Source organism: Variovorax sp. 10L426 (assembly GCF_056395305.1).
Map to the genome: position 1 here is coordinate 1 of NZ_JBFTJF010000022.1, position 24,790 is coordinate 24,790.

Genomic DNA, 24,790 nt, shown 5'->3' on the forward strand with positions numbered 1-24,790 from the left:
AAGGGGCTGGATGCAAGGCGCCCGCGCGCAGCAAGGCTTTGGCCTTGCAAGCGTGGGCAACGCCGCAGACGGCCCCTTTGCACGACAACCCGAAGGGAAGGTATGCCAGGACGGGCCACTCGGCGTTGCGCTCCTTGCATGTGCCAACGCACACGCGGCGTCGCGCGCCTTGATTGGCCCGTCCTGGCATACCTTCGCGACCCCGGAAGTAGTGTGAACAGGCCCTAGCCTCCGGCGTCAGTGCGCGCCGTGAAAGGAGTCTGAAGCTTTCTTGAGATGACTGGCCAGTTCGCGACGGAACTTGGCCGTGTCATGCTGGTTGATGAGGTCGATCACCCAGCCGCCCGCCACGACCAGTGCCAGCACGCCAATCGTCAAAACTTCGGAATTCATCTTGATCTCCCGGATCGTTGGGAGACTCCACTTTGCGACGGTCGCGGCCCTTTGGGAATCATCCAAAATGCCGATGTTGCTATCCGCGCCGAGTGTGAATTTTTTCCTTGTTCCGGCCTGGGGCCAGAAGTCGGATCACTCCAGCGGCGGCGTCGCGCTCAGCACTTCTTCGATGGTGGTGACTCCTTCGGCCACGCGCAGCGCGCCGGCCAGGCGCAACGGCCGCATGCCGTCGGCCACGGCCTGCCGCCTGAGCGAAGTCATGTTCGGCTCCTTCGTGATTTCGCTCTTGAAGGCTTCGGTCACGCTGAGCAGTTCGTAAAGGCCCATGCGGCCCATGTAGCCCGTCATGCGGCAGTCCACGCAGCCGACCGGCTTGTAGGCACGCACCGAGCCGCTGATCTGCCAGGGCGATACGAACTCGGCGAGTTTCTCGCGCGTCACCGTCTCATCAGGCGCCTTGCAATGCGTGCACAGCGTGCGTACCAGCCGCTGGGCCAGCACGCCGAGCATCACGGCGTTGATCAGGTACGACGGCACACCCAACTCCATCAGGCGCGTGATCGCGCTCGGCGCATCGTTGGTGTGCAAGGTGCTGAAGACGAGGTGGCCGGTCAGCGCCGCCTGCACCGCCATCTCGGCGGTTGCGAGGTCGCGGATTTCGCCGACCATGATGATGTCCGGGTCCTGCCGCATCAGCGCACGCAGGCCTTCGGTGAAGCCGAAGTCGAGTTGCGGCTGCACCTGCGTCTGGTTGAAGGACGGCTCGATCATTTCGATCGGGTCTTCGACCGTGCTCACGTTGACTTCTTCCGTCGCAACGCGCTTGAGCGTCGAGTACAGCGTCGTGGTCTTGCCCGAGCCCGTCGGGCCGGTCACCAGGATGATTCCGTGCGGCCGCGTCACGAGATGTTCCCAGCGGCGCGCGTCGTGCTGCGCGAAGCCCAGTGCGTCCAGGTCCTTGACCGCCGTGTCGGGGTCGAAGATGCGCATCACCATCTTTTCGCCGAAAGCCGTCGGCAGCGTCGACAGGCGCATTTCGACCTCGTCGCCGCGCATGTTGCGGGTCTTGATGCGGCCGTCGAGCGGCCGGCGCTTCTCGACCACGTCCATGCGGCCGAGGAGCTTGATGCGCGACACCATCGCGTTCATCACGCCCATCGGCATCTGGTAGGCGGGATGCAGGACGCCGTCGATGCGGAAGCGGATCACGCCCTGGTCGCGCCGAGGCTCGAGATGGATGTCGCTTGCGCGCTGGTCGAAGGCGTATTGCCAGAGCCAGTCGACCACCTGCACCACGCTCTGGTCGTTGGCGTCGAGCTGCTTGGTGCTCTTGCCGAGCTCGACCAACTGTTCGAAGCTGGCGCCGCCCGTGTTCGAGCCCGCCTTCTGCGCGGCCCGAACCGACTTGGCGAGCGCGAAGAACTCCGCCGTGTAGCGCTGGATGTCGGTCGGATTGGCGACCACTCGCCGCACCGATCGGCGCGACTGGCGCTCGACTTCGGCGATCCAGTCCGTGAGGAAGGGCTCGGAGGTGGCCACCACCACTTCGCTCGGCGTCACCTGCACCGGGAGCACCTTGTGCCGTTCCGCGTAGGCCGCGCTCATGGTGTCCGCGACCTTTCCCACGTCGACCTTCAGCGGATCGATGCGCAGGTAGGTGAGCCCCGCGCGGGCGGCGAGCCACTGCGTGAGCATCTCCAGGTCGAGCGGCTTTCCGTCGCTCTCGCGCGTCATCGCGACGTTCGCGAGCCGCACCAGCGGCGGCTGGCGGCTCTCGGCCTGGGCGCAGCGTGCGATCGTGCGCTTGGCCTCCGGCGGCGAGATGACACCGTCCTTGGCGAGCCATTCGATCAGGTGGCGCAGGTCGAGCGGACCCTCGTGGCGCGAAGGGGCGTGTGGAGCGGCGGAGACAGCACTCATGGATGGATCAGGTTTTCGCTTCGTGCGGTTTGAACACCCGGAGCCACTTCGGGGCAGGCAGGCGCCAGCGAGTCTGGATGGTTTGGGCGCGCTCGGCAAGCGCGGGACGCTTCAGCCGGCTCGCATGGCGCTGGGCGAGCACGACGGTGTTGCCCTCGCGCGTCGGCTTGAACGCCCAGATCGCGTCTTCGCCGAACGCGGCCGAGATTTTCTCCAGGCTGCGCTCGTAGCTTGAAGAACGGCCGAAAAGATTGACGGTCATGCAGCCGTCCTCGGTCAGCAAGGCGCGGCAGTCGGCATAGAAGTCTTCGCTGTCGAGCACGGGCGCGGCGGCCTCGTGGTCATAGAGGTCGACCTGGAGCGCATCGACCGTGCCCAGCCATTGCGGCTTGCGGATCTCGGTCGCGGCGTCGGCGATCACGATCTCCAGCTTGCCGTCGTCCGGCGGCAGCTTGAACCAGCCGCGACATGCCGCGACAACCTGGGGATTGAGCTCGATCGCCGTGGTGCGCATGCGCAGCGTCTTGCGGCAGAACTTGGTGAGGCTCGCGGCACCCAGGCCAAGCTGCATCGCATGGCGCTTCGGCACGCTGGCGTCGTCGACGAAGAGCAGCCACGCCATCATGCGCTGCACGTATTCGAGCTCGATCTCGAAGGGCGCATCGAGCTTCATCGAGCCCTGCACCCACTCGGTGCCCAGATGCAGATAGCGCACGTCTCCCCAATCGGAGAAATTGACCTCGGGGAGAGCGACCTTCATGGGATGACCAGATACCTTTCAAACACTTCGCGCCAAGCCTGCACCTTGCGCTCGAAACTCCACGATGCGTTGGCCGGGCTCGACGAAGGCAATCGATGAACCGGAACGCCCAGCGTCAGGGTGTGCCTGGCGTGCCGGAAACTCTCGCCGCCGTTGTGGGCGATGGCCGCGAGTTTCGGCAGCCGAAGACTCGCGATGTCGTTGGCGACCGCGTCGCGGATCGCTGAATCCAGGCTGCCCTCACGCTGGCAACTCGCATACACATCCCACACGCCCAACCCGCGGTCGACCAACCACTTGCTACGCTTTTGATAGCTATCTTCGCCCGCTGGAAGCGGGTTTCCAGGCCACAGGGCCTGCAAAATTTTCCAGAAGTGATTCTGCGGGTGCGCATAATACTGCTGCTGCGCGATCGACCGGGCGCCTGGAAAGCTGCCGAGGATCAACAAGGCGGTGTTGCCAGACACGATCGGCGCAAGCCCCGTGAGCACGGCTTTCGCGTCGCCTGGGCGCGGAGTCGGCTTATCCATAACGATGGCTGGTTTGCAGAAGCACCGGCACCTGTGAGGAAACGAGCATGAATACGGAAGCGATCTGGATATTCCTGACGACGCAAGGGGTGGATTTTGGCCTGAAAGTGATCGGCGCCATCGTCGCCTGGGCCATCGGGCGATGGCTGATCGGCATCGCGCAGCGGCTGACGGCCAAGGCGCTCGAGCGCGGCAGGAAGCTGGATGCAACGCTGAGCAACTACCTCGTACAGATCCTCGGGGTCGTGCTCACCATCGTCCTGATCCTCGCGATCCTTGACATGTTCGGCATCCGGACGACCTCGTTCGCCGTGCTGCTCGCCGGCGCCGGCCTGGCGATCGGCACCGCCTGGGGCGGCCTGCTCACGCATTTCGCGGCGGGCGTGTTCCTGCAGGTGCTGCGCCCTTACGGGGTCGGGGATTTCGTCACCGTGGGCGGCGGCACGACCGGCACCGTGAAGGAACTCGGCCTCTTCGGCACGACGCTGATTTCGCCGGACAACACCATCATCACCGTGGGCAACAACAAGGTGCTGTCGGAGACGATCCAGAACTTCAGCCAACTGAAATGGCGCCGGGTCGACACCACGGCCAAGATCGCCAACGGCGTCGACGTGAACAAGGCCATCGAGTTGCTCAGGGCGGCGGTGGGCAAGATCCCCAATGTGTCGACCGAGCAGCCGGCCGACATCGAGATCCTTCAGTTCACGCCCGAGGGGCCGCTGCTTGCCGTACGGCCCTACACGCACACCGACCACTACTGGCAGGTGTATTTCGACACGCACCGCGCCATCGTCCAGACCTTCGGCGCCGCGGGTTATCCGACGCCGGAAACACCGATCGCGCACCGCACCGTCACGCCGGCCGCGGCCTGAAAAAAAGCCCGCACAGGCGGGCTTTTCATTGGAGAGCCGGGAAAGCTCAGGGCTTGGCTTTCTTGGCGGCTTCGTTCTGCTCGGTGCCCGGAATCTTCTCGCCGATCTTGTCACCGACCTTGCGCGTGCCCGATGCAGCGTCGCTGGCCACGTCCCCGACGGCGTTGCCAGCCTTCTTGGCGCCCTTCTCGGTCGCATGCGCGGCCTTCTTGGTCCCGCTCTTTGTGGCATCCCAAGCCTTCTCTGTGCCTTTCTTGGTCGAATCCCAGGCCTTGTCGGCGTCCTTCTCCAGCTTCTGGGTTTCAGTTTGCGCGACGGCCGACATGCCCACGCAAGCAAAGGCCACAGCCAGAGCGGCCGGCAGGGTGCGAATGATGGTTTTGCTCATTGGAAACTCCTTATATGGGTTGGGTGACAGACCAGTCACTTTGACGCAACGCTGTCGCGGAGTCAAAGGATGACACCGAACGCCAGCCTCGACGCCCGGCAGACGCAAGTCGAGCGCTTGGCCTACGCGCCTTGCGCCATCTCATCCGACACACCGATCAGCGCGGACAGACGCGGCAGCGCGGCCACGGCATTGCGCGTCGTCGCCTCGGCCAAAACCGCGATCGGGATGCCGCGCAGTTCCGCCACGACTGCGGCGATGCGCGGCAGCTCGCCCGGTTCGTTGCGTCCCTGGGGCTCGCCGGCGTCGCGCTGGGCCTGCGTGCGGTAGAGCCAGTGCGGCTGGATGTCGGGTGCATCGGTTTCCATCACGATCGCGTCCAGCGGCAGCGTGGCCGCGAGGCGGCGCAGTTGGAGCGCGCGTTCGAAAGTCACCGCACCGCCGAAGCCCAGCTTGAGGCCCAGTTCGATGCAGGCCTGCGCCTGCTGCTCGCTGCCGTTGAAGGCGTGCGCGATCCCCTTCCACTTCTGCCCCTGCCCCGGCGCCACCTGACGAAGGTGCTTGAGCACCTTGTCCACGGAACGGCGCACGTGAATGATCACCGGCAGATCGTGCTTGCGTGCGAGTTGCAACTGAGTGTGAAAAAAATGCGCCTGCCTGTCGGGGTCCAGTCCTTCGACGAAGAAGTCGAGCCCGATTTCGCCGACCGCCACCAGCCGGGGATCGTCGCGCCGCCGTTCGAGTTCGGCATCGAGCAGCGCCAGGTGTTCGTCCAGGGCCTGGCCGGTGCACATCGGGTGGATGCCGAGCGCATAGGCGTCGCCCTGAAGATGCGCCAGTTCGCGCACCGTCTCGAAATTGAACGCTGCCACCGCGGGAATGACGCAAAGTGCCACGTTCGCGCTCGCCGCGCGCGCCCGGATCCGGGGCATTTCGGCGCCGAACTCGGGCGCGTCCAGATGGCAATGGGTATCGACAAAGGCGACCATCTTGCGATGATGCCCGAACGGATGCACAGCCGCGGAAAGCGTGCTACCGTGCCTCCTCAAGCGTTCTCTTTTGCCGGAGGTGCCCGATGCGCAGGCCAGCTTTCTACAGCCGCTCGCCCCGTGGGCCGCAGGATGCGGCCGTGCCCGGCGCGCCTGAAACACCGGAGACTTCCGACACGTCCGATTCGCACGACGGGGCAGGCACGTCGGTCCCGATGCCGCCCGCACGCGTTGTCGCCAGGCGCTGGCAACCCGGGCGCCGGAGCTTCGCAGCGCTGCTCGTGCTCTGCGTGGGCCTCGGCGCCGGCGGTGCGATGCTGTGGCCGCACCAGGCCACGCGCACGCTCACGCAGAAAGACATCGACGCAGCGGTGCTGCGCACGCTGCAGACCACGACGCTCCCCTCGCCTGCCGCCAAGGCAGCGGACATCATCCGGCCGTCGGTGGTGCGCGTGGTGGGCTACGGCACCGAGAAGACCACGCCCGACGCCAAGACCGAGAAGCGCGGGCGCAATCTCGCCAAGGGCAAGCCGCCGGAAGCCCCTCCCGACGAGGGCCCGGGACAGCTCGTGGAGCGCGGTGTGGGCACCGGCGTCGTGATCGTCGACAAGGGCATCATCCTCACCAACCTGCACGTGGTGGCCGGCGCGGAATCCATCCACGTCACCTTCGCCGACGGGCTGGAGTCGCCTGCCACCATCACCGGCGTGCAGCCCGAGAACGACCTCGCGGTGCTGCAGGCGCAGAAGCTGCCCGACGACCTCATTCCGGCCACGATGCGCTCGACTGCGGACCTCCAGCCCGGCGATCAGGTCGCGGCGGTCGGATTCCCGTTCGGCATCGGACCCTCGGTCTCCGCGGGCGTGGTGTCGGGACTGAATCGCTCGTTCCGCTCGCCGGAGGGCAAGCAGGAGCTGGGCAACCTCATCCAGTTCGATGCCGCGGCCAATCCCGGCAACTCTGGCGGCCCGCTCGTGAACATGAACGGCGAAGTGCTCGGCATCGTGACGGCCATCCTCAATCCGACCCAGCAGCGCACTTTCATCGGCATCGGTTTTGCAGTGCCGATCGAGAACGCCGCAACCGCCGCCGGCTCACCACCCTTCTGAGCCCTTCTGATTCAGATCACTCGAAGAAAGCAAAAGGCATGACCACAGAGACCGAACCGACTTCCGCTGCCACGGCCGAGCTGATGGAGCAGATCCTCTATCAGGTCAAGCGCGTCGTCGTCGGGCAGGACCGATTCCTCGAACGCGTGATGGTCGCCATGCTGGCGGGGGGGCACCTGCTGGTCGAGGGCGTGCCGGGCCTGGCCAAGACGCTCACGGTCCGGACGCTGGCCGACACCGTGCGCGGGCGGTTCAAGCGCATCCAGTTCACGCCCGACCTGGTCCCGGCGGACCTGGTGGGCACGCGCATCTACAACCAGAAGACCGGCGACTTCAGCACCTCGCTCGGCCCGGTCTTCGCCAACCTGCTGCTGGCCGACGAAATCAACCGTGCGCCGGCCAAGGTGCAAAGCGCGCTGCTCGAAGTGATGCAGGAACGCCAAGTCACCATTGCCGGCGAATCGCACAAGGTGCCGCGTCCTTTCCTCGTGATGGCGACGCAGAACCCGATCGAGACCGAAGGCACCTACCCGCTGCCGGAAGCGCAGGTCGACCGGTTCATGATGAAGGTGCTGGTCGACTACCCGAGCGACGAGGAAGAGTTCGTGATCGTCGAGCGCGTGATCGGACCGCCTGTCGAGGCGGCCGCGGTCGCGACCACCGACCAGCTGGCGGCCCTGCAGGCCGAAGCCCGCCGCGTGTACGTCGACCCTTCGCTGATCCAGTACGCGGTCAGGCTCGTGTCAGCCACCCGCACGCCCGAGCGGCATGGACTGAAGGACATGCGCCGCTTCATCACTTTCGGCGCCAGTCCCCGCGCCAGCATCAACCTGACTGAAGGCGCGCGCGCCTTGGCCCTCTTGCGAGGCCGGAGTTATGCGCTGCCCGAGGACATGACCGCGCTGGTGCCCGACGTGCTGCGCCATCGCGTGACGATGTCCTACGAAGGACTCTCCGAAGGGCTGACGCCCGACAGCCTGATCGACAGGATCATGAGGGCAGTGCCTGCACCCGCCAAACCGCTCGAACATGAAAAGCTGGTGGCCTAGGCGCGCGAAAGCGGCCAATGACGAGGCGCTCGCGGCGGCCGATGTCGCGGCGAGCGGCGTCGAGCGCGCGCTTCGCCGACTCGAATGGACGGTGATCCGCCGGCTCGACGGTCTGTTGCAGGGCGACTACCGCACGCTGATGCGCGGCGCCGGCCTCGATCTGGCCGACCTGCGTGAATACCAGCACCACGACGACGTCCGGCACATCGACTGGAACGTGACCGCGCGCCTGCAGACCCCGCACGTGCGCGTCTTCACCGAAGACCGCGAGATGGCCGCATGGTTCGTTCTCGACTTGAGCCGCTCGGTCGATTTCGGCTCGGGCCTCCGGGCCAAGCGCGAGATCTCGGCTGGCTTTGTCGGGGTCATCGCCCGGCTGCTCACGCGCCACGGCAATCGCGTCGGCGCGATGGTCTACGGCAACGACGTGGAGGCGGTGATTCCTCCACGCTGCGGCCGGCGGCATGTGCTGCACCTGCTGCACGCCATGGAGCGGCGCGCGGCCAAGGTCGCGCCCGATCAGAAGGGCATGACCCGCCTCGCCGAGTTGCTCCGGTCCGCCGCCGTGCTGACGCCGCGCCGTTCGACCGTCTTCGTGGTGTCCGACTTCATGAGCGAGCCCGGCTGGGAAAAGCCGCTCGCGCATCTGGTCCAGCGCCATGACGTCGTGGCAGTGCGCCTCTTCGATCCGCTCGAACTCGAACTGCCCGACCTCGGACTGGTGCCTTTGCGCGACGCCGAAACCGGCGAGCAGCTCTGGGTCGACACGCATGACGCGGGCTTCCGCAAGCGCTTCGCACGCATCGCCTCGGAACGCGAAGCCACACTGCGCGCGGCGCTGGCGAAGATCGGCGTCGATACGCTCGAACTCTCGACCGACGACGACCTGGTGGAAGCCATCGTGCGTTTCGCCGACATGCGCAAGCGCCGCGTGCGTACCGGGCCGTCCAACTCCAAGGCGGTGGCAGCATGAATTTCCTGTGGCCCCAATTCCTCTGGCTGCTGCTGGCACTGCCGCTGCTGGTGCTGCTGTACCTGTGGCTGATACGCCGCAAGAAAAAGCTGGCGCTGCGCTATGCCAGCCTGTCGATCGTGCGCGAGGCCATGAGCACCGGCCAGACTTTTCGCCGTCACGTTCCTCCCCTCCTGTTCATGCTGGCGCTGGCCGCCATGCTGATCGCCGCCGCGCGGCCGATGGCGGTGGTGGTGCTGCCGTCGAACCAGCAGACCATCATCCTCGCGATGGACGTGTCCGGCAGCATGCGCGCGGCCGACGTTCAGCCCAACCGGCTGGTGGCCGCGCAAGAGGCGGCCAAGAGCTTCCTGAAGGAGTTGCCGCGCACCGTGAAGGTCGGCGTCGTCGCTTTCGCCGGCAGCGCGCAGGTGGCGCAGTTGCCAACCACCAACCGCGAGGACCTGGTGACGGCGATCGACTCCTTCCAGCTGCAGCGGGCGACCGCGACCGGCAATGCCATCGTCGTCTCACTGGCCACGCTGTTCCCGGACGCGGGCATCGACATCTCCGACTTCGGCCCGCAACCCCGCGAGCGCGGCGTGTCGCTCGACCGCGCTGGCAAGCCGCAACCGAAAGACTTCACGCCGGTCGCGCCGGGTTCCTACACATCGGCCGCGATCATCATGCTGACGGACGGCCAGCGCACCACCGGCGTCGATCCGCTCGATGCCGCCAAGGCCGCGGCGGATCGGGGCGTGCGCGTCTACACGGTGGGCATCGGCACGGTCGACGGCGAGACCATCGGCTTCGAGGGCTGGTCGATGCGCGTGCGGCTCGACGAGGAAACGCTCAAGGCGATCGCCAACAAGACGTCGGCCGAGTACTTCTACGCGGGCACGGCGACCGATCTCAAGAAGGTCTACAGCTCGCTCAGTTCGCGCCTCACCGTCGAGAAGAAGGAGACCGAAATCTCCGCGCTCTTCGCGATGGGTGCCGCTGCCCTGGCGCTGCTTTCGGCGGGGCTTTCGCTGCTCTGGTTCAACCGCATCCTCTGACATCGCTGGCGCCCTTTGCACCTTGGTGCATCGAGAAATGCCCCTTGGAGCACGTAGGCGCCGGGCCTGCCTCCCGCAATAATTCCCGCAGCCCCGGCGGCGAATCCGGGACAGGGGAGTCTCATCCGCGAGACAGCGGCGGCACCAGAGGATCAGGTTCGTGATCAGTGAGTTCGTCGACATCCTGCGCGCACATCCGGAGATCGCACTCTTCCTGGTGCTCGCCCTCGGCTATGCCTTCGGCCAGATCCGCTTCGGCCCCATCCAGCTCGGCGGGGTGTGCGGCACGCTGATCGTTGCGCTGCTCGTGGGCCAACTCGGCATCACCCTCGCGGACAGCGTGAAGAACACCTTCTTCATGCTCTTCATCTTCGCGCTCGGCTATGCCGGCGGCCCGCAGTTCTTTGCCAACCTCGATGCCAAGGGGCTTCGCATGGGACTGCTCTGTCTCGTCGAAGTCGCCGTCGTCATCGGGCTGGTCGTCAGCGCGAGCCGCTTCTTCGGCTTCGACCAGGGCACGGCCGCCGGCCTGATGGCCGGCGCCGCGACCGAATCGGCCGTGGTCGGCACGGCCACCGATGCGATCTCCAAGCTGGCGCTTCCACCTGACGAGATCCGTCAGTTGCAGGCCAACGTGGTGACGGCCTATTCGATCACCTACGTGTTCGGCCTGATCGCGATCGTGGTGACCACGAGCCAGATCTTTCCGCTGGTGCTGCGCATCAACCTTCGCGAAGAAGCGGACAAGCTCTGGCGCGCGATGGGCGGCGGGGAAGACGATGCAGCCACGCTGGCAACACCGGAGATGGTCGGCCGGGTGTTCCAGGTCACCGCTGCGCACGGGCGAACGGTGGGGGAATTGATGGCGCCCCTGCAGCGGCGCGCCGGCATCGAGCGGGTGATGCGCGGCGACCGGATCCTGGAGATCACGTCGTCGCTGCGCCTCGAGGCCGGCGACCAGGTGCTGGTGCTCGGCCAACGCCCTGCGATGGTCACGCTCGCGAGCCAGTTGGGCCCGGAGTTCGCGGACACCGCCGCCTTCGACGTGGTTGTCGAAACCGCCGAGGTGATGCTCAGCCAGCCCGAGTGGGTCGACCGCGAGTTGCGCGACCTGAAGGCCGATCGCATCGGCGAGATCAGCCATCTCCCGCGCCTGCCGCAGAACGTCCACGTCGTCGGCGTGATCCGCGACGGCCACACGATGCCGCTCCTGCCGGATCTCAAACTGAAGAAGCGCGATGTGCTGAAGGTCTTCGGTCCCGCCGCCGACATGCCGAAGGTCGTGCCGATCTTCGGCGTCCGCGTCGTCCGGTCGACCAAGAGCAACATCAGCTACATGGCGGCGGGCATCCTCCTGGGCGTCTTCATCGGCGGCTTCAGCGTCAAGATCGGCGGCATTCCCTTCGCACTCGGCACCGGCGGCGGCGCACTGCTCACCGGGCTTGCCTTCGGCTGGTTCCAGGCGAGAAATCCGCACCGGCTGAGCATTCCCGAAGACGCGCTCGCGCTGATGAAGGACATCGGCCTGGCCACCTTCATCGCCTGCGTCGGACTTGCCTCGGGACCTCAGGCGCTCACGCTCATCCGCAAGTTCGGCGTCGCGCTGCCGCTGCTCGGGATTGCCATCGCGGTGCTTCCGGCATGCATTTCGCTCTTCATCGGTCGCCGCCTGCTCAAGATCGAGACACCGGTGCTGCTCGGCGCGATCGCCGGGCAGCAGTGCAGCACGCCCGCGCTGAGCGCCATCCAGAACGTGGCTGGCAACACGACGCCGCTGCTGGGCTACACGATCACCTACGCCATTTCGAATGTGGTTCTGCCGTTGATGGGCCCGCTGATCGTGGGCATCGTCGGCGTGCTGCAGGCGAAGTGACTCCATCAACCTGAAGACGCAGAAGGATCGCTCATGGAATGGTTGCACGATCTCTTCAAGAGATCACCGGAGATGGCGCTCTTCCTTTCCCTGGCGCTGGGCTACTACATCGGCAAGCTGAAATTCGGCAAGTTCCAGCTGGGCGGCGTGGCCGGTTCGCTGCTGGTCGCGGTGGTTGTCAGCCAGGTTGGCGTGAAGATCGACGACGGCGTCAAGGCGGTGCTTTTCGCGCTCTTCATCTACGCAGTCGGCTTCGAAAGCGGACCGCAGTTCTTCAGCTCGCTCGGCAAGCGCTCGGTCAAGGAAATCGTGCTCGCCGTCGTGATGGCCGTCACTGGCCTCGCCACCGTGATCGTCATGGCAAAGCTGTACAGCCTCGACAAAGGCCTCGCAGCGGGGGTTGCGGCGGGCGGCCTGACGCAGTCCGCCATCATCGGTACGGCCGGCGACGCCATTGCCAAGCTGGGGCTTGCCCCGGACGAGATGACGCGCCTTCAAGGCAACGTGGCCATCGGCTATGCAGTCACCTACGTCTTCGGCTCTTTCGGCGCGATCATCATCTGCGTCAACATCCTGCCGAAGTTCATGGGCCGGTCGATCCGGGACGACGCCATCGCGGCCGAGACCGCCATGCAGGCCGGCGCCGCGGCGCTCGGGCCCGACCAGGACGCCGCAGCCCCCGCGCTGGTGGGCCGCATCTATGAACTCACGACCGATCTCCAGCGAACGGTGGCCGAGATCGAATACGCGAATCCCACCGCGACCATCACCGTCGAAAAGGTCAAGCGCGACGGCAAGTTCATCGAGGTCGGCCCACAACTGAAGCTGCGCAAGGGCGATGTGGTTCTCGTGGTCGGGCGGCGCGCGGCGGTGGTGGAAGGCGCCTCCAAGGTGGGCAAGGAGCTCTACGACGTCGACGGCATGGAGCTCACCATGCAGAAGCGCGAGATTGTGCTGACCAACAAGGAGTTGGATCACAAGACGATCGGCCAGATTCGCGACGAGACCGCGGGCGGCGCGCGCCACGGCATCTTCGTCATCAGGATCAGCCGCATGGGCAAGGACCTGCCGATGGAGTCCGCCACCGTCGTGCAGGTCGGCGACATGGTGACGATCTTCGGCGCGGAGCAGGACGTCAAGCGCGTGTCGACGCGCATCGGCGAGGTCATCGTTCCGAGCACGAAGACCGATTTCGTCTACCTCGGCGCGGGGCTCGTGGTCGGCTTGCTGGTCGGCCTGCTGAGCGTCAGGATCGGCGGCATTCCGCTGACGCTCGGCAGCGGCGGCGGCGCGTTGCTGTCGGGCCTGCTCTTCGGCTGGTATCGGGCCAGGCGGCAGACTTTTGGCGCCCTGCCCGGGGGCGCGGTGCAGTTGCTCAAGGATTTCGGGCTCGCGGGCTTCGTGGTGGTCGTGGGGCTCTCGTCCGGCCTTCAGGCGGTCGAGACCATCAAGCAGCTCGGGCTGACGATCTTCGGGGTCGGCGTCGTGGTCACGATCGTGCCGATGATCATCACGATGCTGATCGGCCGCTACGTTCTGCGTTACGACAACGCGGCGACCTTCGCGGGCGCGCTGTCGGGTTCGCGCAGCGCCAATCCGGCCTTCGGCGAGGTCCTGGACAAGGCGGAGAATTCGATCCCGACCGTGCCATTCGCGATCACGTACGCACTGGCCAACGTGTTTCTCACGCTGCTCGGTCCGCTCATCATTGCGCTGGCGTAAGACACATGCACCAAGGAGTGAATCAGGATGTTTGATCTGACGGGAAAAGTAGCGCTCGTGACGGGCGGCAACGGCGGCATCGGCCTCGGCATGGCGCAGGGGTTGGCCAAGGCCGGCGCGCGCGTCGTGATCGCGGCGCGCAATGCGCAGAAGTCGGCGGCCGCGGTCGAGGCGTTGAAGGCGCTGGGCAGCGACAGCTTCGCGCTCGCGGCCGACGTGACCGATGAGGAATCGGTGCGGGCCTTGTTCGATCAGCTCGCGGCGCGCTGCGGACGGCTGGATATCCTCGTCAACAACGCCGGCACGACGGTGCGCAAGCCGGTGGACCAACTCGCGCTGGCCGAGTGGAACCAGGTGATGGACACCAACCTCACCAGCGCCTTTCTCTGCTGCCGCGCCGCGCATCCGCATCTGAAGGCGGCCGGCCGCGGCAAGATCATCAACATCGGCTCGATGATGTCGATCTTCGGCGCGCCCTATGCGCCGGCCTATGGCGCCAGCAAGGGCGGGATCGTGCAGCTGACCCGCGCGATGGCCGCATCGTGGGCGAAGGACGACATACAGGTCAATGCGGTGCTGCCGGGCTGGATCCAGACGGAGCTGACCGACGGCGCGCGCGCCCAGGTGCCGGGACTCAACGAGCGCGTGATTGCGCGCACCGCGGCGGGACGCTGGGGCCAGCCCGAGGATCTCGCCGGCATCGCGGTGTTCCTCGCGAGCGCGGCGTCGAACTTCGTGACCGGAACGGCCATTCCGGTCGACGGCGGCTATTCAATCGCGGCCTGAATCACAGCCTCAGGCCATCTGCGCGAGGATGTCGCGCAGCCTGTCGAGCGACGGATCGATGTCCTCTGTCTCGATGGCGCCGAAGCCCATCATCAGGCCCTGTCGCGCCGGGCCGGCGTGGTGGAACCCGTCGAGGCTGTAGAGCCCGACATCGACGCGCCGCGCCAGTCGCAACAGCATGTCCATGTCGATCGGCCGCCGGCACAGCGCCGCAAGGTGGATGCCCGCCGTGGCCGGCACGAGTTCGAACCAGGAAGAAAGGTCGCCTTCGAAGCGCCGGATGATGCGTTCGCGCCGCTCGGCGTAGACCGCATGGCAGCGACGGATGTGCCTGAGCAGATCGCCGTCGGCGATGAACTTCGCGAGTGCCGACTGGGCCGGTGTCGACGTGTGCCAGTCGCTCAGGTGCTTGGCGACGCAGACCGCCTGCAGGATCGCCTGCGGCGCGATGAGGTAGCCCAGGCGCAACTCCGGCGACAGCGTCTTGGAGAAGGTGCCGACAAATGCGACGCAGCCCTGCGTGTCCATGCTCTGGAGTGAGTCGGTCGGCCGGCCCTCGTAGCGGAATTCGCAGTCGTAGTCATCCTCGATGACGATGGCGCCGAGTTCGTGGGCGCACGCCAGCAGCGCCTCGCGGCGCCGCGCACTCATCGGCATGCCGAGCGGAAACTGGTGCGCGGGCGTCACGTAGATGAGCCGCGTGCCGTCGGGTATCCGATCCACCCTCATTCCTTCGGCATCGACCGGAATGCCGGCCACCTGGGCGCCCTGCGCGCTGAACAGCAGACGCGCGGGCGGATAGCCAGGCTCCTCGACGGCGACCGTGCTGCCGGGCTCGACGAGCACCCGCGCCACCAGGTCCAGTGCCTGCTGCGCGCCGTTGGTGACGAGGATGTCGTCCACCCCGCAGTGCACGCCCCTCGAGAAAGCCGCATGCCGCGCGATCGCATCACGCAATGCCGGCAGGCCTTCCACCGGCCCATACATCCCGCGCGAACGGGCGCCTTCGCGCAGCGCATGCAGAACGCAACGGCGCCAGTCGGCGTGCGGAAACAGGCTGCGGGCCGGTGCGCCTCCGATGTACTCGTAGCGCGAATTGCCGGCGGGCGCGGGGTGCCGCAAGGGCGTGTCCATGCTTCGCCAGCGCTCGACCGTCGCGGCGCCGGCAAAACGCACACCGGCCTCCGGCGCCACCCTGGGCCTGACGTCGCCGGCGACAAAGGTCCCGCTGCCGACGCGGCCGACCAGGAGTTTGTCGTAGGTGAGCCTGGCATAGGCCTCGCCGACCGTCTTGCGCGACAGGCCGAGTTGTTCGGCCAACAGGCGCGAGGGTGGCAGTCGTTCGCCCGCCGCCAGGCGGCCCGAACGGATGGCCTCCTTCAGCTGCCGGTAAAGCTGCCCGGTCAGGTCCTTGTCACCGTCGATGACGACGTGCAGCTCCATGCGATTGGCCTCCTGCAAATGGCTGGAATTGGCCGCCCGTGAAGGGGGCTGCGGTTTTTAGCATGGAGGCACTCGCAACAACCAACCAACCACCGGAGCGACACCATGGAACAAAGGATCGATTTTTACAAGGCCTCTCCCGACGCCCTCAAGGGCCTGATCGCACTCGAGGTCGCCGTCGGCAAGCTCGGCCTCGAACCGGCACTGCTCGACCTCGTGAAGCTGCGTGCATCGCAGATCAACGGCTGCGCATTCTGCGTCGACCTGCATGCCAGCGACCTGCGCAAGAAGGGCGAGACGGAACGCCGCATCTACGCCGTTTCCGTCTGGCGCGAAACGCCCTTCTTCACGCCGCGCGAACGCGCCGCGCTGGCCTGGACCGAGGCCATCACCAACATTGCGACCAGCCGCGCGCCCGATGCCGACTACGACAGCCTTCGCGCCGAGTTCAGCGAGAGCGAGATGGTGAACCTCACCCTCGCAATCGGCGTGATCAACACCTGGAACCGTCTCTCGATCGGCTTCCGCAAGACGTTGACGGCCTGAGCCTGAAACGCCATGGCCTCGCCATCCGTCCCGCCCTGGTCGCAGAAACTGCCGCTGTACGCCCTGATCGCGGCACTGCCTTTCAGCGACTTCCTGCAGACCGGCATCATGGCTTTCAACGCCGCGCCGGTGATGGGCGGCATCGGGGCGAGCCCGGAGGAATACAGCCTCGTCGCCACGCTCTACGCCGTGATCGCGATCGGCGCGATCATGATGCATCGGTGGCTGATCGAGCGCCTGGGCTGGCGTCGCCTGCTGCTGATTGCCAGCGCCCTGTTCGCCCTGGGCGCGATGGCCTGCGCGTTGAGCGGCAACCTCGTCCAGTTCGGCCTGGGCCGCGCATCGATGGCGCTGGGTTGCTCATCCTTCATGACCGCCGGCCGCGTGCTGGTGAACCACATACCGCCCTCGCCGCGTCGCTTCACCGGCATCAAGTTCTTTGCTTCCGGACTTGCGTGGGGCATCGTCGCTGGGCCCGTGGTGGCGTCGACGGCGCTCGCGCTGCAGGGCTGGCGCACGGCATTCGTTGTGCTTCTCGTGCCCGCAGCCTTGGTGGCGACATTGGCCCACTGCGCCCTGGACGATCGGCGGGACCTCGCCGAAACAGCCTCCCAGCCGCATCCCATCGGCCTGCTCGCGCTCATGGGCGGCAGCTTCCTGCTTCTGCATGCATTGCAGCGCTCGAGCTTCGATTTCTTCGCCGGCGCCGCCACTGTCGCCGCCGCGGCAGCGCTTGCTCTGCCGGCGCTATGGATCTTCGTGTGGCTGGACATGCGGCGCGCGAAGCCGCTCATCCGATTCGGGGCGCTCGGGCAGCGGCGCTACATCGCCGGACTTGCGATGTTCGGCCTTTGCTACGTCGTGCTCGGCGCCAACAACATGATGCTGCCGGTGCTGCTGCAAAGGGCGCTCGGCCTGCCGCTGGAAGTCATCGGCCGCTACCTGGGGATGGGAGCGCTGGCCGGCGTCGTGAGCTGGATCGTCCTGTCACGGCTGCTGCCGCGCAGCCAAGGTCCGACGCGCTATTACGTTGCGGGTTTCACTGCACTGCTGTTGTGCGGCTGGCAGCTCTCTCGCCTGAGCGAAGCGGCCAATCCGATGCTCGGTGCCATGCCGGCGCTGCTGTGCAACGGCGCCTTCGTGATCGTCGTCCTGGCGACGACGGCGATGCAGACCTTCCAGACGCTGCAGCGCGACGAAGCGACGTTCTCGAACGCCAACCAGGTGAAGAACATGCTGGGCCAATTCGGCGTGGCTGCTGGCACGGCGCTCGCCACCCTGTGCATGCAGTGGCGCAGCAGCGTGCACTTCGAGCGCTTGAACGAAAGCCTGTCGCCGTCCAATCCCGCCGTGCAGCAGGCGCTCGAACAGATGACGCGTCATTTTTCAGGCACACAGGCCGCCTTCGACGCGCCTCGTCTGGCGATGGCGCAGCTTGGGCTGCAGGCCACGCAGGAAGCGACCTTCATGGCCGCGCTCGACTATTTTCATGGCGTGGCGCTGGTGGCTGCGGCCTGTCTCTCGCTGGTGCTGTTCGGGCGGCTGGTCCGCGGTGCGCTCACGCGGCGGGCGGCGGTCCGTTCGCGAGCCGCCCCGCTGTGAGGCGCAACACGCGGTCGCATCGCGCGGCCAGGCTCTCATCGTGCGTGACCATCACGAAGGCCGTATTTCGCTCATGCGCCAGCCGCAGCATGAGTGCGAACACGCTGTCCGCGGTCGCCCGGTCGAGGTTGCCGGTGGGTTCATCGGCCAGCACGCAATCGGGTTGCGTGACCAGTGCGCGCGCGATGGCGACGCGCTGGCGTTCTCCCCCCGAGAGTTCGGCGGGGCGGTGCTGGACGCGCTCCCCGAGCCCCACCGCCGTGAGCATCGCCACCGCCGCTTCGTTCGCCTCGGCGGGCGGCATGCGACGGATCTTCAGCGGCATCGCGACGTTGTCGAGCGCGCTGAATTCCGGCAGCAGATGATGGAACTGGTAGACGAAACCCAGATGGCGATTGCGCAGGCGCCCCTGCTCGGCCGCGTCGACGTGCGCGATGTTTTCGCCGTGCAGTTCGACGCTGCCGGCTGTCGGCGCGTCGAGACCGCCCATCAGGTGCAGCAACGTGCTCTTGCCCGAACCCGAAGCGCCGACGATCGCCAGCGTCTCGCCGGCATGCACGTCGAGGTCGACGCCATGGAGCACGGTGAGATCAATCCGGCCTTCGTGGAAACGCTTGGTCAGTCCGCGGACCTTCAGCACCACGTCATTCATCGGCTTACTCATAGCGCAGCGCCTCGGCGGGATTGACGCGGCTCGCGCGCCAGCTCGGGTAGAGGGTCGCAACGAAGGCAAGGATGAGCGAGATCACCGTGATGGGCACGATGTCGCCCCGCTGCGGGTCGCTCGGCATCTGGCTGATGAGATAGATGTCCTTCGGCAGGAAGCTCGCATGGAACAACCGCTCCAGCGCCGGGACGATCACGTCGATGTTGTAGGCGATGCCCAGGCCCAGCAGCAGCCCGCCGAGCGTGCCGATGACGCCCACCATCGCGCCCTGCACCACGAAGATGCCCATGATGCTTCGCGGGCTGGAACCCAGTGTGCGCAGGATCGCGATGTCGGCGCGCTTATCGGTCACCGTCATCACCAGCGTGGAGACGAGATTGAAGGCCGCGACCGCGACGATCAGCGTCAGGATGATGAACATCATGCGTTTTTCGACCTGCACGGCGGCGAACCAGGTCCTGTTCGCGCGCGTCCAGTCGCGGATGAGGAACTGTCCCGGCAGCGTGGCAGCCAGTTCGTCGGCCACCTCGCGGGCCTGGTGCAGGTCCTTGAGCTTGAGGCGCACGCCGCTTGGCCCTTCGAGGCGGAACACGCGCGCGGCGTCTTCCTCGTGGATCATCGCGAGCGTCGAGTCGTATTCGTAGTGGCCCGAATCGAAAGTGCCGACCACGGTGAACTGCTTGAGCCGCGGCACCACGCCGGCCGGCGTGACCTGGCCTCCGGGCGCGATCAGCGTGACCTGGTCCCCTTCGCGCACATACAGCGAGCGCGCGAGCTCGACGCCGAGCACGATGCCGAACTGCCCCGGCACCAGCTTCGACAGCGAGCCGTGCTGCATGTCGCTCGAAAGATCGGTCACCTGCGTTTCCAGCTCGGGCTGGATGCCGCGCACCAGCGCGCCCTTCATGTCTTCGCCGCGCGCGATCAGCGCCTGCGCCGAAATGAACGGCGCCACGCCGATCACCTGCGGGTTCTTGCGCGCTTCGGCCATGATCGCGTCGATGTCGCCGAGCGCCTGGCCGTCGCGCGAGAAGATCTCGATATGGGAGATCACGCCGAGCATTCGATCGGTCACTTCCTTCTGGAAGCCGTTCATCACGCTCAGCACGATGATCAGCGCGGCCACGCCGAGCGCAATGCCGAACATGGAGACGCCGGAGATGAAGGAAATGAAGCCGTTGCGCCGCGTCGCCCGGCCTGCGCGTGTGTAACGCCAGCCGAGTTGCAGTTCGTAGGGGAGTCGCATTCAGGCCTCCCGCCGGGCCGCCCCAAGGGAGGCCTGCGCCCCCTCGGGGGGCAGCGAATGCACGAAGTGATGAGCGTGGGGGCAATACATCGCGGCCATTGTGGCATCCCGGACAATAGGCCTATGCCTGTGTCTCCCACTCCCCGCCATTTGCTGATTCCCTTCGCCGGCCGCGGCTCGCCCGCCTGCCGCGAAGCATTGGCGGGTCTTCGCCTGCCGAAGCTCGAAGCCCTTCTTGGCCGGCTTTCGCTCATCCACGAAGACGCGCAGGACGAAAGCACCCTCTCTCCACCGCACGAACGCGCATTGGCGGCTGCGCTGGGCATCCCGGCGCCCGATGGCTGCATTCCCTGGGCGGCGCTCGAAGCGAAGCAATCCGGCCTGGGGCCCACCGACGGCGGCGAAAGCTGGGGTCTGGCGACGTTGTGCCATTGGCAGGTCGGCATCGACGACGTGGTTCTGGGCGATCCGGCCGCCATCGAGATCGATGCGGCGGAGTCGGCCGCGTTGCTGGCAGCGGCGCAGCCCTTCTTCGCGGAGGACGGCATCGCACTGCATGCATCGGCGACGCCCGGCCGCTGGCTCGCCCGCGGCAAGGTCTTCGACGGACTCGCCACGGCATCGATCGATCGCGCTGTCGGCTATCCGATCTCCGAGTGGTCGCCGCTGACCGACGCGGCACGCCCCATGCGCAAGCTCCAGAACGAGATGCAGATGCTGCTCTATACCGAGCGTGTGAACGACGAGCGCACCGCGCGCGGCGTTCCGCCGATCAATTCATTCTGGCTCAGCGGCACCGGCAGCCTGCCGGCCGCGGCGAGCCCGAATGGCACCACGCCAACGGTCGCCGACGCACTGCGCCCCCCAGCACTGCGCGACGACGGTGCCGCCTGGGCATCGGCCTGGCAGGCGCTCGACGCCGGCCCGGTGGCCGCGCTGCTGGCCGATGCCGCGGGTGGCGCCGACGTCACGCTCACGCTGTGCGGCGACCGTGGAGCCTGCAGCTACGGCGTGCAGCCACGCGGCCTCGTCGGCTGGGCCCGCAGCCTCTTCAACCGGCAGGGCGCAGCGACTGTGCTCGGGGCGCTGTGATCATGAAGATCATCGCCAGGGACATTCCTCCGCGCAGCGCCTGGGTGCTCGAACAAGCCGGCGTGCATCCGCTGCTGGCGCGGCTCTATGCGGCGCGCGGCGTGCTGGGCAAGGACGAACTCGATGACGGCCTCGCGCTCCTGCTCGCGCCGGACACGCTGCGCGGCGCGCGCGAGGCAGCAGTGCTGCTGGCGGACGCCATCCGCGACGACAAGCGACTCTGCGTCGTGGCCGACTACGACTGCGATGGCGCGACCGCCTGCGCCGTCGCCGTGCGCGGCTTGCGGCTGCTGGGCGCGAAGCACGCGAGTTACCTCGTGCCCGACCGCGTGACCGACGGCTACGGCCTCACACCGCCCATTGCCGAGCGCGTGGCCGACAGCGGCGCCGACGTGCTGATCACGGTGGACAACGGCATCGCGAGTGTCGAAGGCGTGGCTGCCGCCAAGGCGCGCGGACTGGCCGTGCTCGTGACCGATCACCACCTGCCGGGCCCCGCGCTGCCGGAGGCCGATGTGCTCGTGAATCCCAACCAGCCGAGTTGCACATTCGAAAGCAAGAGCATCGCCGGCGTCGGCGTGATGTTCTACGTGCTGCTCGCACTGCGGTCGGAGTTGCGCACGCGGGGCGTGTTCGACGTCAGGAACCAGCCCAAGCTCGATGCCTTGCTGCCCTTGGTCGCGCTGGGCACGGTGGCGGACGTGGTCCGGCTCGATGCGAACAACCGGCGGCTGGTGGCGCAGGGCCTGCGGCGCATCCGCGCCGGTGCGATGCCCGCCGGGATTGCGGCACTCTTCAAGGCCGCAGGCCGCAACGCCGCAGCAGCGACAACATTCGACTTCGGCTTCGCGCTCGGCCCGCGCATCAACGCAGCCGGTCGGCTCGCCGACATGACGCTCGGCATCGAATGCCTGCTGACCGACGACGCCGGGCGCGCCGAAGAACTCGCGCGCATGCTCGACGGCATCAACCGCGAGCGGCGCGACATCGAAGGCGGCATGCGCGACAAGGCGCTGTTGCTGGCGGAATCGCTGTTCGACGATGTGCAGGCGCCGCCGGCGGCCATCAGCGTGTTCGGAGCAGACTTCCACGAGGGCGTGGTCGGCATCGTCGCGTCGCGCATCAAGGAGCGCTTCCATCGGCCGACCTTCGTCTTCGCGGCGAGCGGCGCCGACGGCAAGTCGCACGAACTCAAGGGGTCCGGGCGATCCATCCCCGGGTTTCATCTGCGCGATGCGCTCGATCTCGTCGCCAAGCGCCATCCCGGTGTGCTGCTGCGGTTTGGCGGCCACGCGATGGCGGCGGGATGCACCGTCGCGCGTGAGCAGTTCCCGGCTTTCGAGCAGGCACTGGCCGAAGTCGCGCAGGAATGGCTCGATGCAGCCACCCTGACGCGCAGGCTGGACACCGACGGGCCGCTTGCGCCGGAATACCTCCGTGTGGATCTCGTCGACACCCTGCACCGCGAAGTGTGGGGCCAGGGCTTCGCGCCGCCGACCTTCAGCGAAGAGGTGGAAGTGATTTCGCAGCGGCTTGTGGGCGAAAAGCACCTGGCGCTCAAGCTCAAGCACCGGGGCAAGCCGGTGGACGGCATCTGGTTCGGCCATACCGAGCCGCTTCCGCCTCGCGTGGTCATTGCCTACCGGCTCGACGCCGACGAATGGCAGGGCGTGCGCCGGGTCAGGTTCCTGGTGGAAGGCGCCGAGATCTGAGGCGCCGGGCGCGCGCTCAGGAAGCGGGGGGACGAATGCGCTCCATCCGGCCTTTCGGGGTGGTGCTCACGACGTCTTCTTTCGCAACAACTTCTGGAGCGTCCGAGCGTTGGCGCTTGGGCAGCGCGTCCTCTTCGTCCGCCTCTGCCGGTGCGACGACGACGATCTCGTCCACGCAGATGGGTGGCGCGTCTTCCACCGCGCCGCGCACCGCCTCCATCACGTGCGCCGTGCCGTGCGGCGACTGAAGGTCGATGAGGATGCGGCGGGCGCCGAAGCCGCGGGCGTTGGCCCGAAGGAAATCCGCAAGGTGTGCCCGAAGCTCCGGCCAATGGAGCTTGTCCCAGATCACCGCCCTGGGCACCGCGCTCAGCGCGAGGGGAAAGAAGCTTGCCGCCTCGCCACGCTCGTTGATCCGGGTGACGAGTTCCTCCACCTGTTCACGCGGCACGCGCCGCTTCGTGTAGTGGGGCAAGGGCCCATAACCAGAGTCGGCGTAGGTGAGTACGTGGTAGTCCGAGATCGGTCCTTCGACCTTGTTCGAAGGGGTCCGCACGATTCGCATGGCGAGCCTTTCGCGGGGGGCGTTCGACTGCGAACCAGTGTGCAGGGATGCGTCGTTTCGTGGCATGGGCTAGTGGGGCCTCACTCGTCCGAAACGTGAACTACATCACGGTCGCGTGAAGCATGGATGACATGCGGCGCGAGTCTGCATGGCCTGCGCGGCTTGCGCATCCGCCTTACGGAGGATGCCCATCGGCATAGGGGGTGGCCCCCTGCCTCTTTACGCAGGCTTTACCCGTGCTCAACGCGCCTTTGAGGCGTGCCGCCTCTAATGCGTCGGCGGCCGCGCAAGGCATCGGCATGCAAGGAACTCGAATGGCAGGAATCAGGCAGAAACTCGCGTGGGGCGTCCTACTGGCGGTCGTCAGCTGCCACAGCTTTGCCCAGTTCGGCGGCGGTGGTGGCATGGGCGGGGGCATGGGTGGTGGCAGGCGCGGGCGCAGCGCCGACACGCCACCCGCATCGCGCGCCAACGAACAGCCGACCAACCCGCAGGCACAGGCGAACGCGCTCAGGGACAAGCTCTACGACCTGCGATTGCGCCTGATGATCACGCCGGAACAGACTGCTCTGTGGGACGCCTTCTACAGCAAGATGTGGGATATCGCGGCGAAGGGCACCATGAGCCGGCCGGCGACGACCGAGGACGTCACGGCCGTCGAGTTGTTTCAGCGGCGGGCGGCCGACGCGAAGGACCGCGCCGCGCGCCTGCAGGAACTTGCCGATGCGCTCGACAAGCTGTATGCAGGGCTGACGCCCGAGCAGAAGCACACGGCCGACCAGGCGCTGACGGGTGTCCTCCCCTGAGAGAAGCCGCCTGTCAAAAGCCCCGAAACTCCTGATTGACCCCGATCACGTAGCCCCAGACCCCATCCGTTCCGCTGCGCGAGCCGGTCAGGTCGATGCTGAGCAGAGGCCTGACCGTGTATCGCAATCCACCCCTCGAAGTCCAGACACCGAACGCGCGGAAGCGCTCGAACATCAGGGAAACCCGGTCGTTCAGCGCCCATTCGGCCTGGAGCCCGCCGCGGCCGCTGCGTTCGCCGTTCACCGTGTCCCAGTCGGCCCCGAGGTTCGCGTGGATCCACAGGCTGTCGAGCGCTCGCCAACTCACGGGAAACACCAGTTGCCCGCCGGTGTGCCCGCCGTGCGTCACGTCGTAGCTCAGGCCGGCCGATATCGCCGCGGCGAGTCGCGCATCGGGCGCCTGACCCAGGTAGGTCCACTTGACCTGCGGGCCCACGACATATCCATGCGCGTCCTCCGCCGAATAGCGATCAATGTTCAGGCCCAGTTCGACGGGTCCGACGCGGCAGGCCGGCCCGAGGTGGTAGTCCGTGATCCGGTCCACGCCGAATCGCCCCGCCCAGACCTCGTACTGGCATTGGCCAGGATCCAGCGTCCCGGCGTCGTCGACGTCGAAATGACCGCCGGCGTGCACTGCCGCGGCCGACCACCATAAAACCAGGAAGAGAACACGCCGGACCATGGCGGCGGATTCTAGGAGCCGC

At 66.8% G+C, this 24,790-nt stretch carries 24 protein-coding genes; 13 read left to right on the forward strand and 11 right to left on the reverse strand.

Annotated features, from left to right (window positions below; all coding sequences use genetic code 11):
• Positions 1–237: 237 nt before the first annotated feature.
• The 4 genes from AC1DHL_RS25440 to AC1DHL_RS25455 all read right to left on the reverse strand — a co-directional run bounded on the left by AC1DHL_RS25440 (position 238) and on the right by AC1DHL_RS25455 (position 3,606).
• Positions 238–393 (reverse strand): hypothetical protein, encoded by a 156-nt coding sequence (locus tag AC1DHL_RS25440; RefSeq protein ID WP_478103867.1) that lies wholly within the window; start codon positions 391–393, stop codon positions 238–240.
• 135 nt (positions 394–528) lie between these two features.
• Entirely contained in the window at positions 529–2,316 is a 1,788-nt protein-coding gene (tfpB, locus tag AC1DHL_RS25445) for a type IV pilus assembly ATPase TfpB (RefSeq protein ID WP_478103868.1), read from the reverse strand.
• Positions 2,317–2,323: 7 nt separating this feature from the next.
• Positions 2,324–3,076: a class I SAM-dependent methyltransferase gene (locus tag AC1DHL_RS25450; protein ID WP_478163785.1), complete on the reverse strand. Its 753-nt coding sequence runs from the start codon at positions 3,074–3,076 to the stop codon at positions 2,324–2,326.
• Complete coding sequence (locus AC1DHL_RS25455; RefSeq protein WP_478163786.1) at positions 3,073–3,606, reverse strand: DNA-deoxyinosine glycosylase; 534 nt, start codon at positions 3,604–3,606, stop codon at positions 3,073–3,075. Before AC1DHL_RS25455 ends, AC1DHL_RS25450 begins: the two co-directional genes overlap by 4 nt.
• Before the next feature lie 47 nt (positions 3,607–3,653).
• Between AC1DHL_RS25455 and AC1DHL_RS25460 the strand changes: the two genes are divergently transcribed.
• Positions 3,654–4,481: a mechanosensitive ion channel family protein gene (locus AC1DHL_RS25460; protein ID WP_478163787.1), complete on the forward strand. Its 828-nt coding sequence runs from the start codon at positions 3,654–3,656 to the stop codon at positions 4,479–4,481.
• A gap of 46 nt (positions 4,482–4,527) precedes the next feature.
• On the opposite strand, the gene AC1DHL_RS25465 is transcribed toward AC1DHL_RS25460, so the two are convergent.
• The gene (locus AC1DHL_RS25465) at positions 4,528–4,869 is read right to left on the reverse strand and encodes a hypothetical protein (RefSeq protein WP_478163788.1); all 342 of its coding nucleotides are present in this window, start codon (positions 4,867–4,869) and stop codon (positions 4,528–4,530) included.
• Positions 4,870–4,991: 122 nt separating this feature from the next.
• Positions 4,992–5,858 (reverse strand): TatD family hydrolase, encoded by an 867-nt coding sequence (locus tag AC1DHL_RS25470; protein WP_478163789.1) that lies wholly within the window; start codon positions 5,856–5,858, stop codon positions 4,992–4,994.
• Positions 5,859–5,944: 86 nt separating this feature from the next.
• On the opposite strand from AC1DHL_RS25470, the gene AC1DHL_RS25475 reads away from it, so the two are divergent.
• The 7 genes from AC1DHL_RS25475 to AC1DHL_RS25505 all read left to right on the forward strand — a co-directional run bounded on the left by AC1DHL_RS25475 (position 5,945) and on the right by AC1DHL_RS25505 (position 14,407).
• Complete coding sequence (locus AC1DHL_RS25475; RefSeq protein ID WP_478163790.1) at positions 5,945–6,967, forward strand: S1C family serine protease; 1,023 nt, start codon at positions 5,945–5,947, stop codon at positions 6,965–6,967.
• Positions 6,968–7,005: 38 nt separating this feature from the next.
• The gene (locus AC1DHL_RS25480; RefSeq protein ID WP_478103877.1) at positions 7,006–8,016 is read left to right on the forward strand and encodes an AAA family ATPase; all 1,011 of its coding nucleotides are present in this window, start codon (positions 7,006–7,008) and stop codon (positions 8,014–8,016) included.
• Positions 7,997–8,989: a DUF58 domain-containing protein gene (locus AC1DHL_RS25485; RefSeq protein ID WP_478163791.1), complete on the forward strand. Its 993-nt coding sequence runs from the start codon at positions 7,997–7,999 to the stop codon at positions 8,987–8,989. Before AC1DHL_RS25480 ends, AC1DHL_RS25485 begins: the two co-directional genes overlap by 20 nt.
• Complete coding sequence (locus AC1DHL_RS25490; protein WP_478103879.1) at positions 8,986–10,026, forward strand: VWA domain-containing protein; 1,041 nt, start codon at positions 8,986–8,988, stop codon at positions 10,024–10,026. Before AC1DHL_RS25485 ends, AC1DHL_RS25490 begins: the two co-directional genes overlap by 4 nt.
• 160 nt (positions 10,027–10,186) lie before the next feature.
• Complete coding sequence (aspT, locus tag AC1DHL_RS25495; protein ID WP_478163792.1) at positions 10,187–11,899, forward strand: aspartate-alanine antiporter; 1,713 nt, start codon at positions 10,187–10,189, stop codon at positions 11,897–11,899.
• Positions 11,900–11,932: 33 nt separating this feature from the next.
• The gene (gene aspT, locus AC1DHL_RS25500) at positions 11,933–13,621 is read left to right on the forward strand and encodes an aspartate-alanine antiporter (RefSeq protein WP_478163793.1); all 1,689 of its coding nucleotides are present in this window, start codon (positions 11,933–11,935) and stop codon (positions 13,619–13,621) included.
• 27 nt (positions 13,622–13,648) lie between these two features.
• Entirely contained in the window at positions 13,649–14,407 is a 759-nt protein-coding gene (locus tag AC1DHL_RS25505) for an SDR family NAD(P)-dependent oxidoreductase (RefSeq protein ID WP_478163794.1), read from the forward strand.
• A gap of 9 nt (positions 14,408–14,416) precedes the next feature.
• On the opposite strand, the gene pdxR is transcribed toward AC1DHL_RS25505, so the two are convergent.
• Positions 14,417–15,850, reverse strand: a complete 1,434-nt coding sequence (pdxR, locus tag AC1DHL_RS25510) for a MocR-like pyridoxine biosynthesis transcription factor PdxR (RefSeq protein ID WP_478163795.1) — start codon at positions 15,848–15,850, stop codon at positions 14,417–14,419.
• A 105-nt stretch (positions 15,851–15,955) separates the two neighbouring features.
• On the opposite strand from pdxR, the gene AC1DHL_RS25515 reads away from it, so the two are divergent.
• Both AC1DHL_RS25515 and AC1DHL_RS25520 read left to right on the forward strand, forming a co-directional pair.
• On the forward strand, positions 15,956–16,396 hold the full coding sequence (locus tag AC1DHL_RS25515; protein WP_478103886.1) for a carboxymuconolactone decarboxylase family protein: 441 nt from the start codon (positions 15,956–15,958) through the stop codon (positions 16,394–16,396).
• 12 nt (positions 16,397–16,408) lie between these two features.
• Positions 16,409–17,998 (forward strand): MFS transporter, encoded by a 1,590-nt coding sequence (locus AC1DHL_RS25520; protein ID WP_478163796.1) that lies wholly within the window; start codon positions 16,409–16,411, stop codon positions 17,996–17,998.
• On the opposite strand, the gene lolD is transcribed toward AC1DHL_RS25520, so the two are convergent.
• Both lolD and AC1DHL_RS25530 read right to left on the reverse strand, forming a co-directional pair.
• A complete protein-coding gene (lolD, locus tag AC1DHL_RS25525; RefSeq protein WP_478103976.1) occupies positions 17,955–18,650 on the reverse strand; it encodes a lipoprotein-releasing ABC transporter ATP-binding protein LolD in 696 nt (231 codons plus the stop codon). The genes AC1DHL_RS25520 and lolD overlap by 44 nt on opposite strands.
• A gap of 4 nt (positions 18,651–18,654) precedes the next feature.
• On the reverse strand, positions 18,655–19,911 hold the full coding sequence (locus AC1DHL_RS25530; protein ID WP_478163797.1) for a lipoprotein-releasing ABC transporter permease subunit: 1,257 nt from the start codon (positions 19,909–19,911) through the stop codon (positions 18,655–18,657).
• 123 nt (positions 19,912–20,034) lie between these two features.
• Between AC1DHL_RS25530 and AC1DHL_RS25535 the strand changes: the two genes are divergently transcribed.
• Both AC1DHL_RS25535 and recJ read left to right on the forward strand, forming a co-directional pair.
• A complete protein-coding gene (locus AC1DHL_RS25535) occupies positions 20,035–21,003 on the forward strand; it encodes a hypothetical protein (RefSeq protein ID WP_478163798.1) in 969 nt (322 codons plus the stop codon).
• Between the two features lie 2 nt (positions 21,004–21,005).
• A complete protein-coding gene (gene recJ / locus AC1DHL_RS25540) occupies positions 21,006–22,715 on the forward strand; it encodes a single-stranded-DNA-specific exonuclease RecJ (protein WP_478103891.1) in 1,710 nt (569 codons plus the stop codon).
• Positions 22,716–22,731: 16 nt separating this feature from the next.
• Here the strand turns inward: recJ and AC1DHL_RS25545 are convergent, their stop codons facing one another.
• Positions 22,732–23,280, reverse strand: a complete 549-nt coding sequence (locus tag AC1DHL_RS25545; RefSeq protein WP_478163799.1) for a hypothetical protein — start codon at positions 23,278–23,280, stop codon at positions 22,732–22,734.
• A 314-nt stretch (positions 23,281–23,594) separates the two neighbouring features.
• Here AC1DHL_RS25545 and AC1DHL_RS25550 point away from each other — a divergent pair, with 314 nt between their 5' ends.
• On the forward strand, positions 23,595–24,086 hold the full coding sequence (locus AC1DHL_RS25550; RefSeq protein WP_478163800.1) for a Spy/CpxP family protein refolding chaperone: 492 nt from the start codon (positions 23,595–23,597) through the stop codon (positions 24,084–24,086).
• A gap of 13 nt (positions 24,087–24,099) precedes the next feature.
• Here AC1DHL_RS25550 and AC1DHL_RS25555 read toward each other — a convergent pair whose 3' ends face one another.
• Positions 24,100–24,768, reverse strand: coding sequence for a hypothetical protein (locus AC1DHL_RS25555; RefSeq protein ID WP_478163801.1), 669 nt, complete (start codon positions 24,766–24,768; stop codon positions 24,100–24,102).
• Positions 24,769–24,790 lie beyond the last annotated feature (22 nt).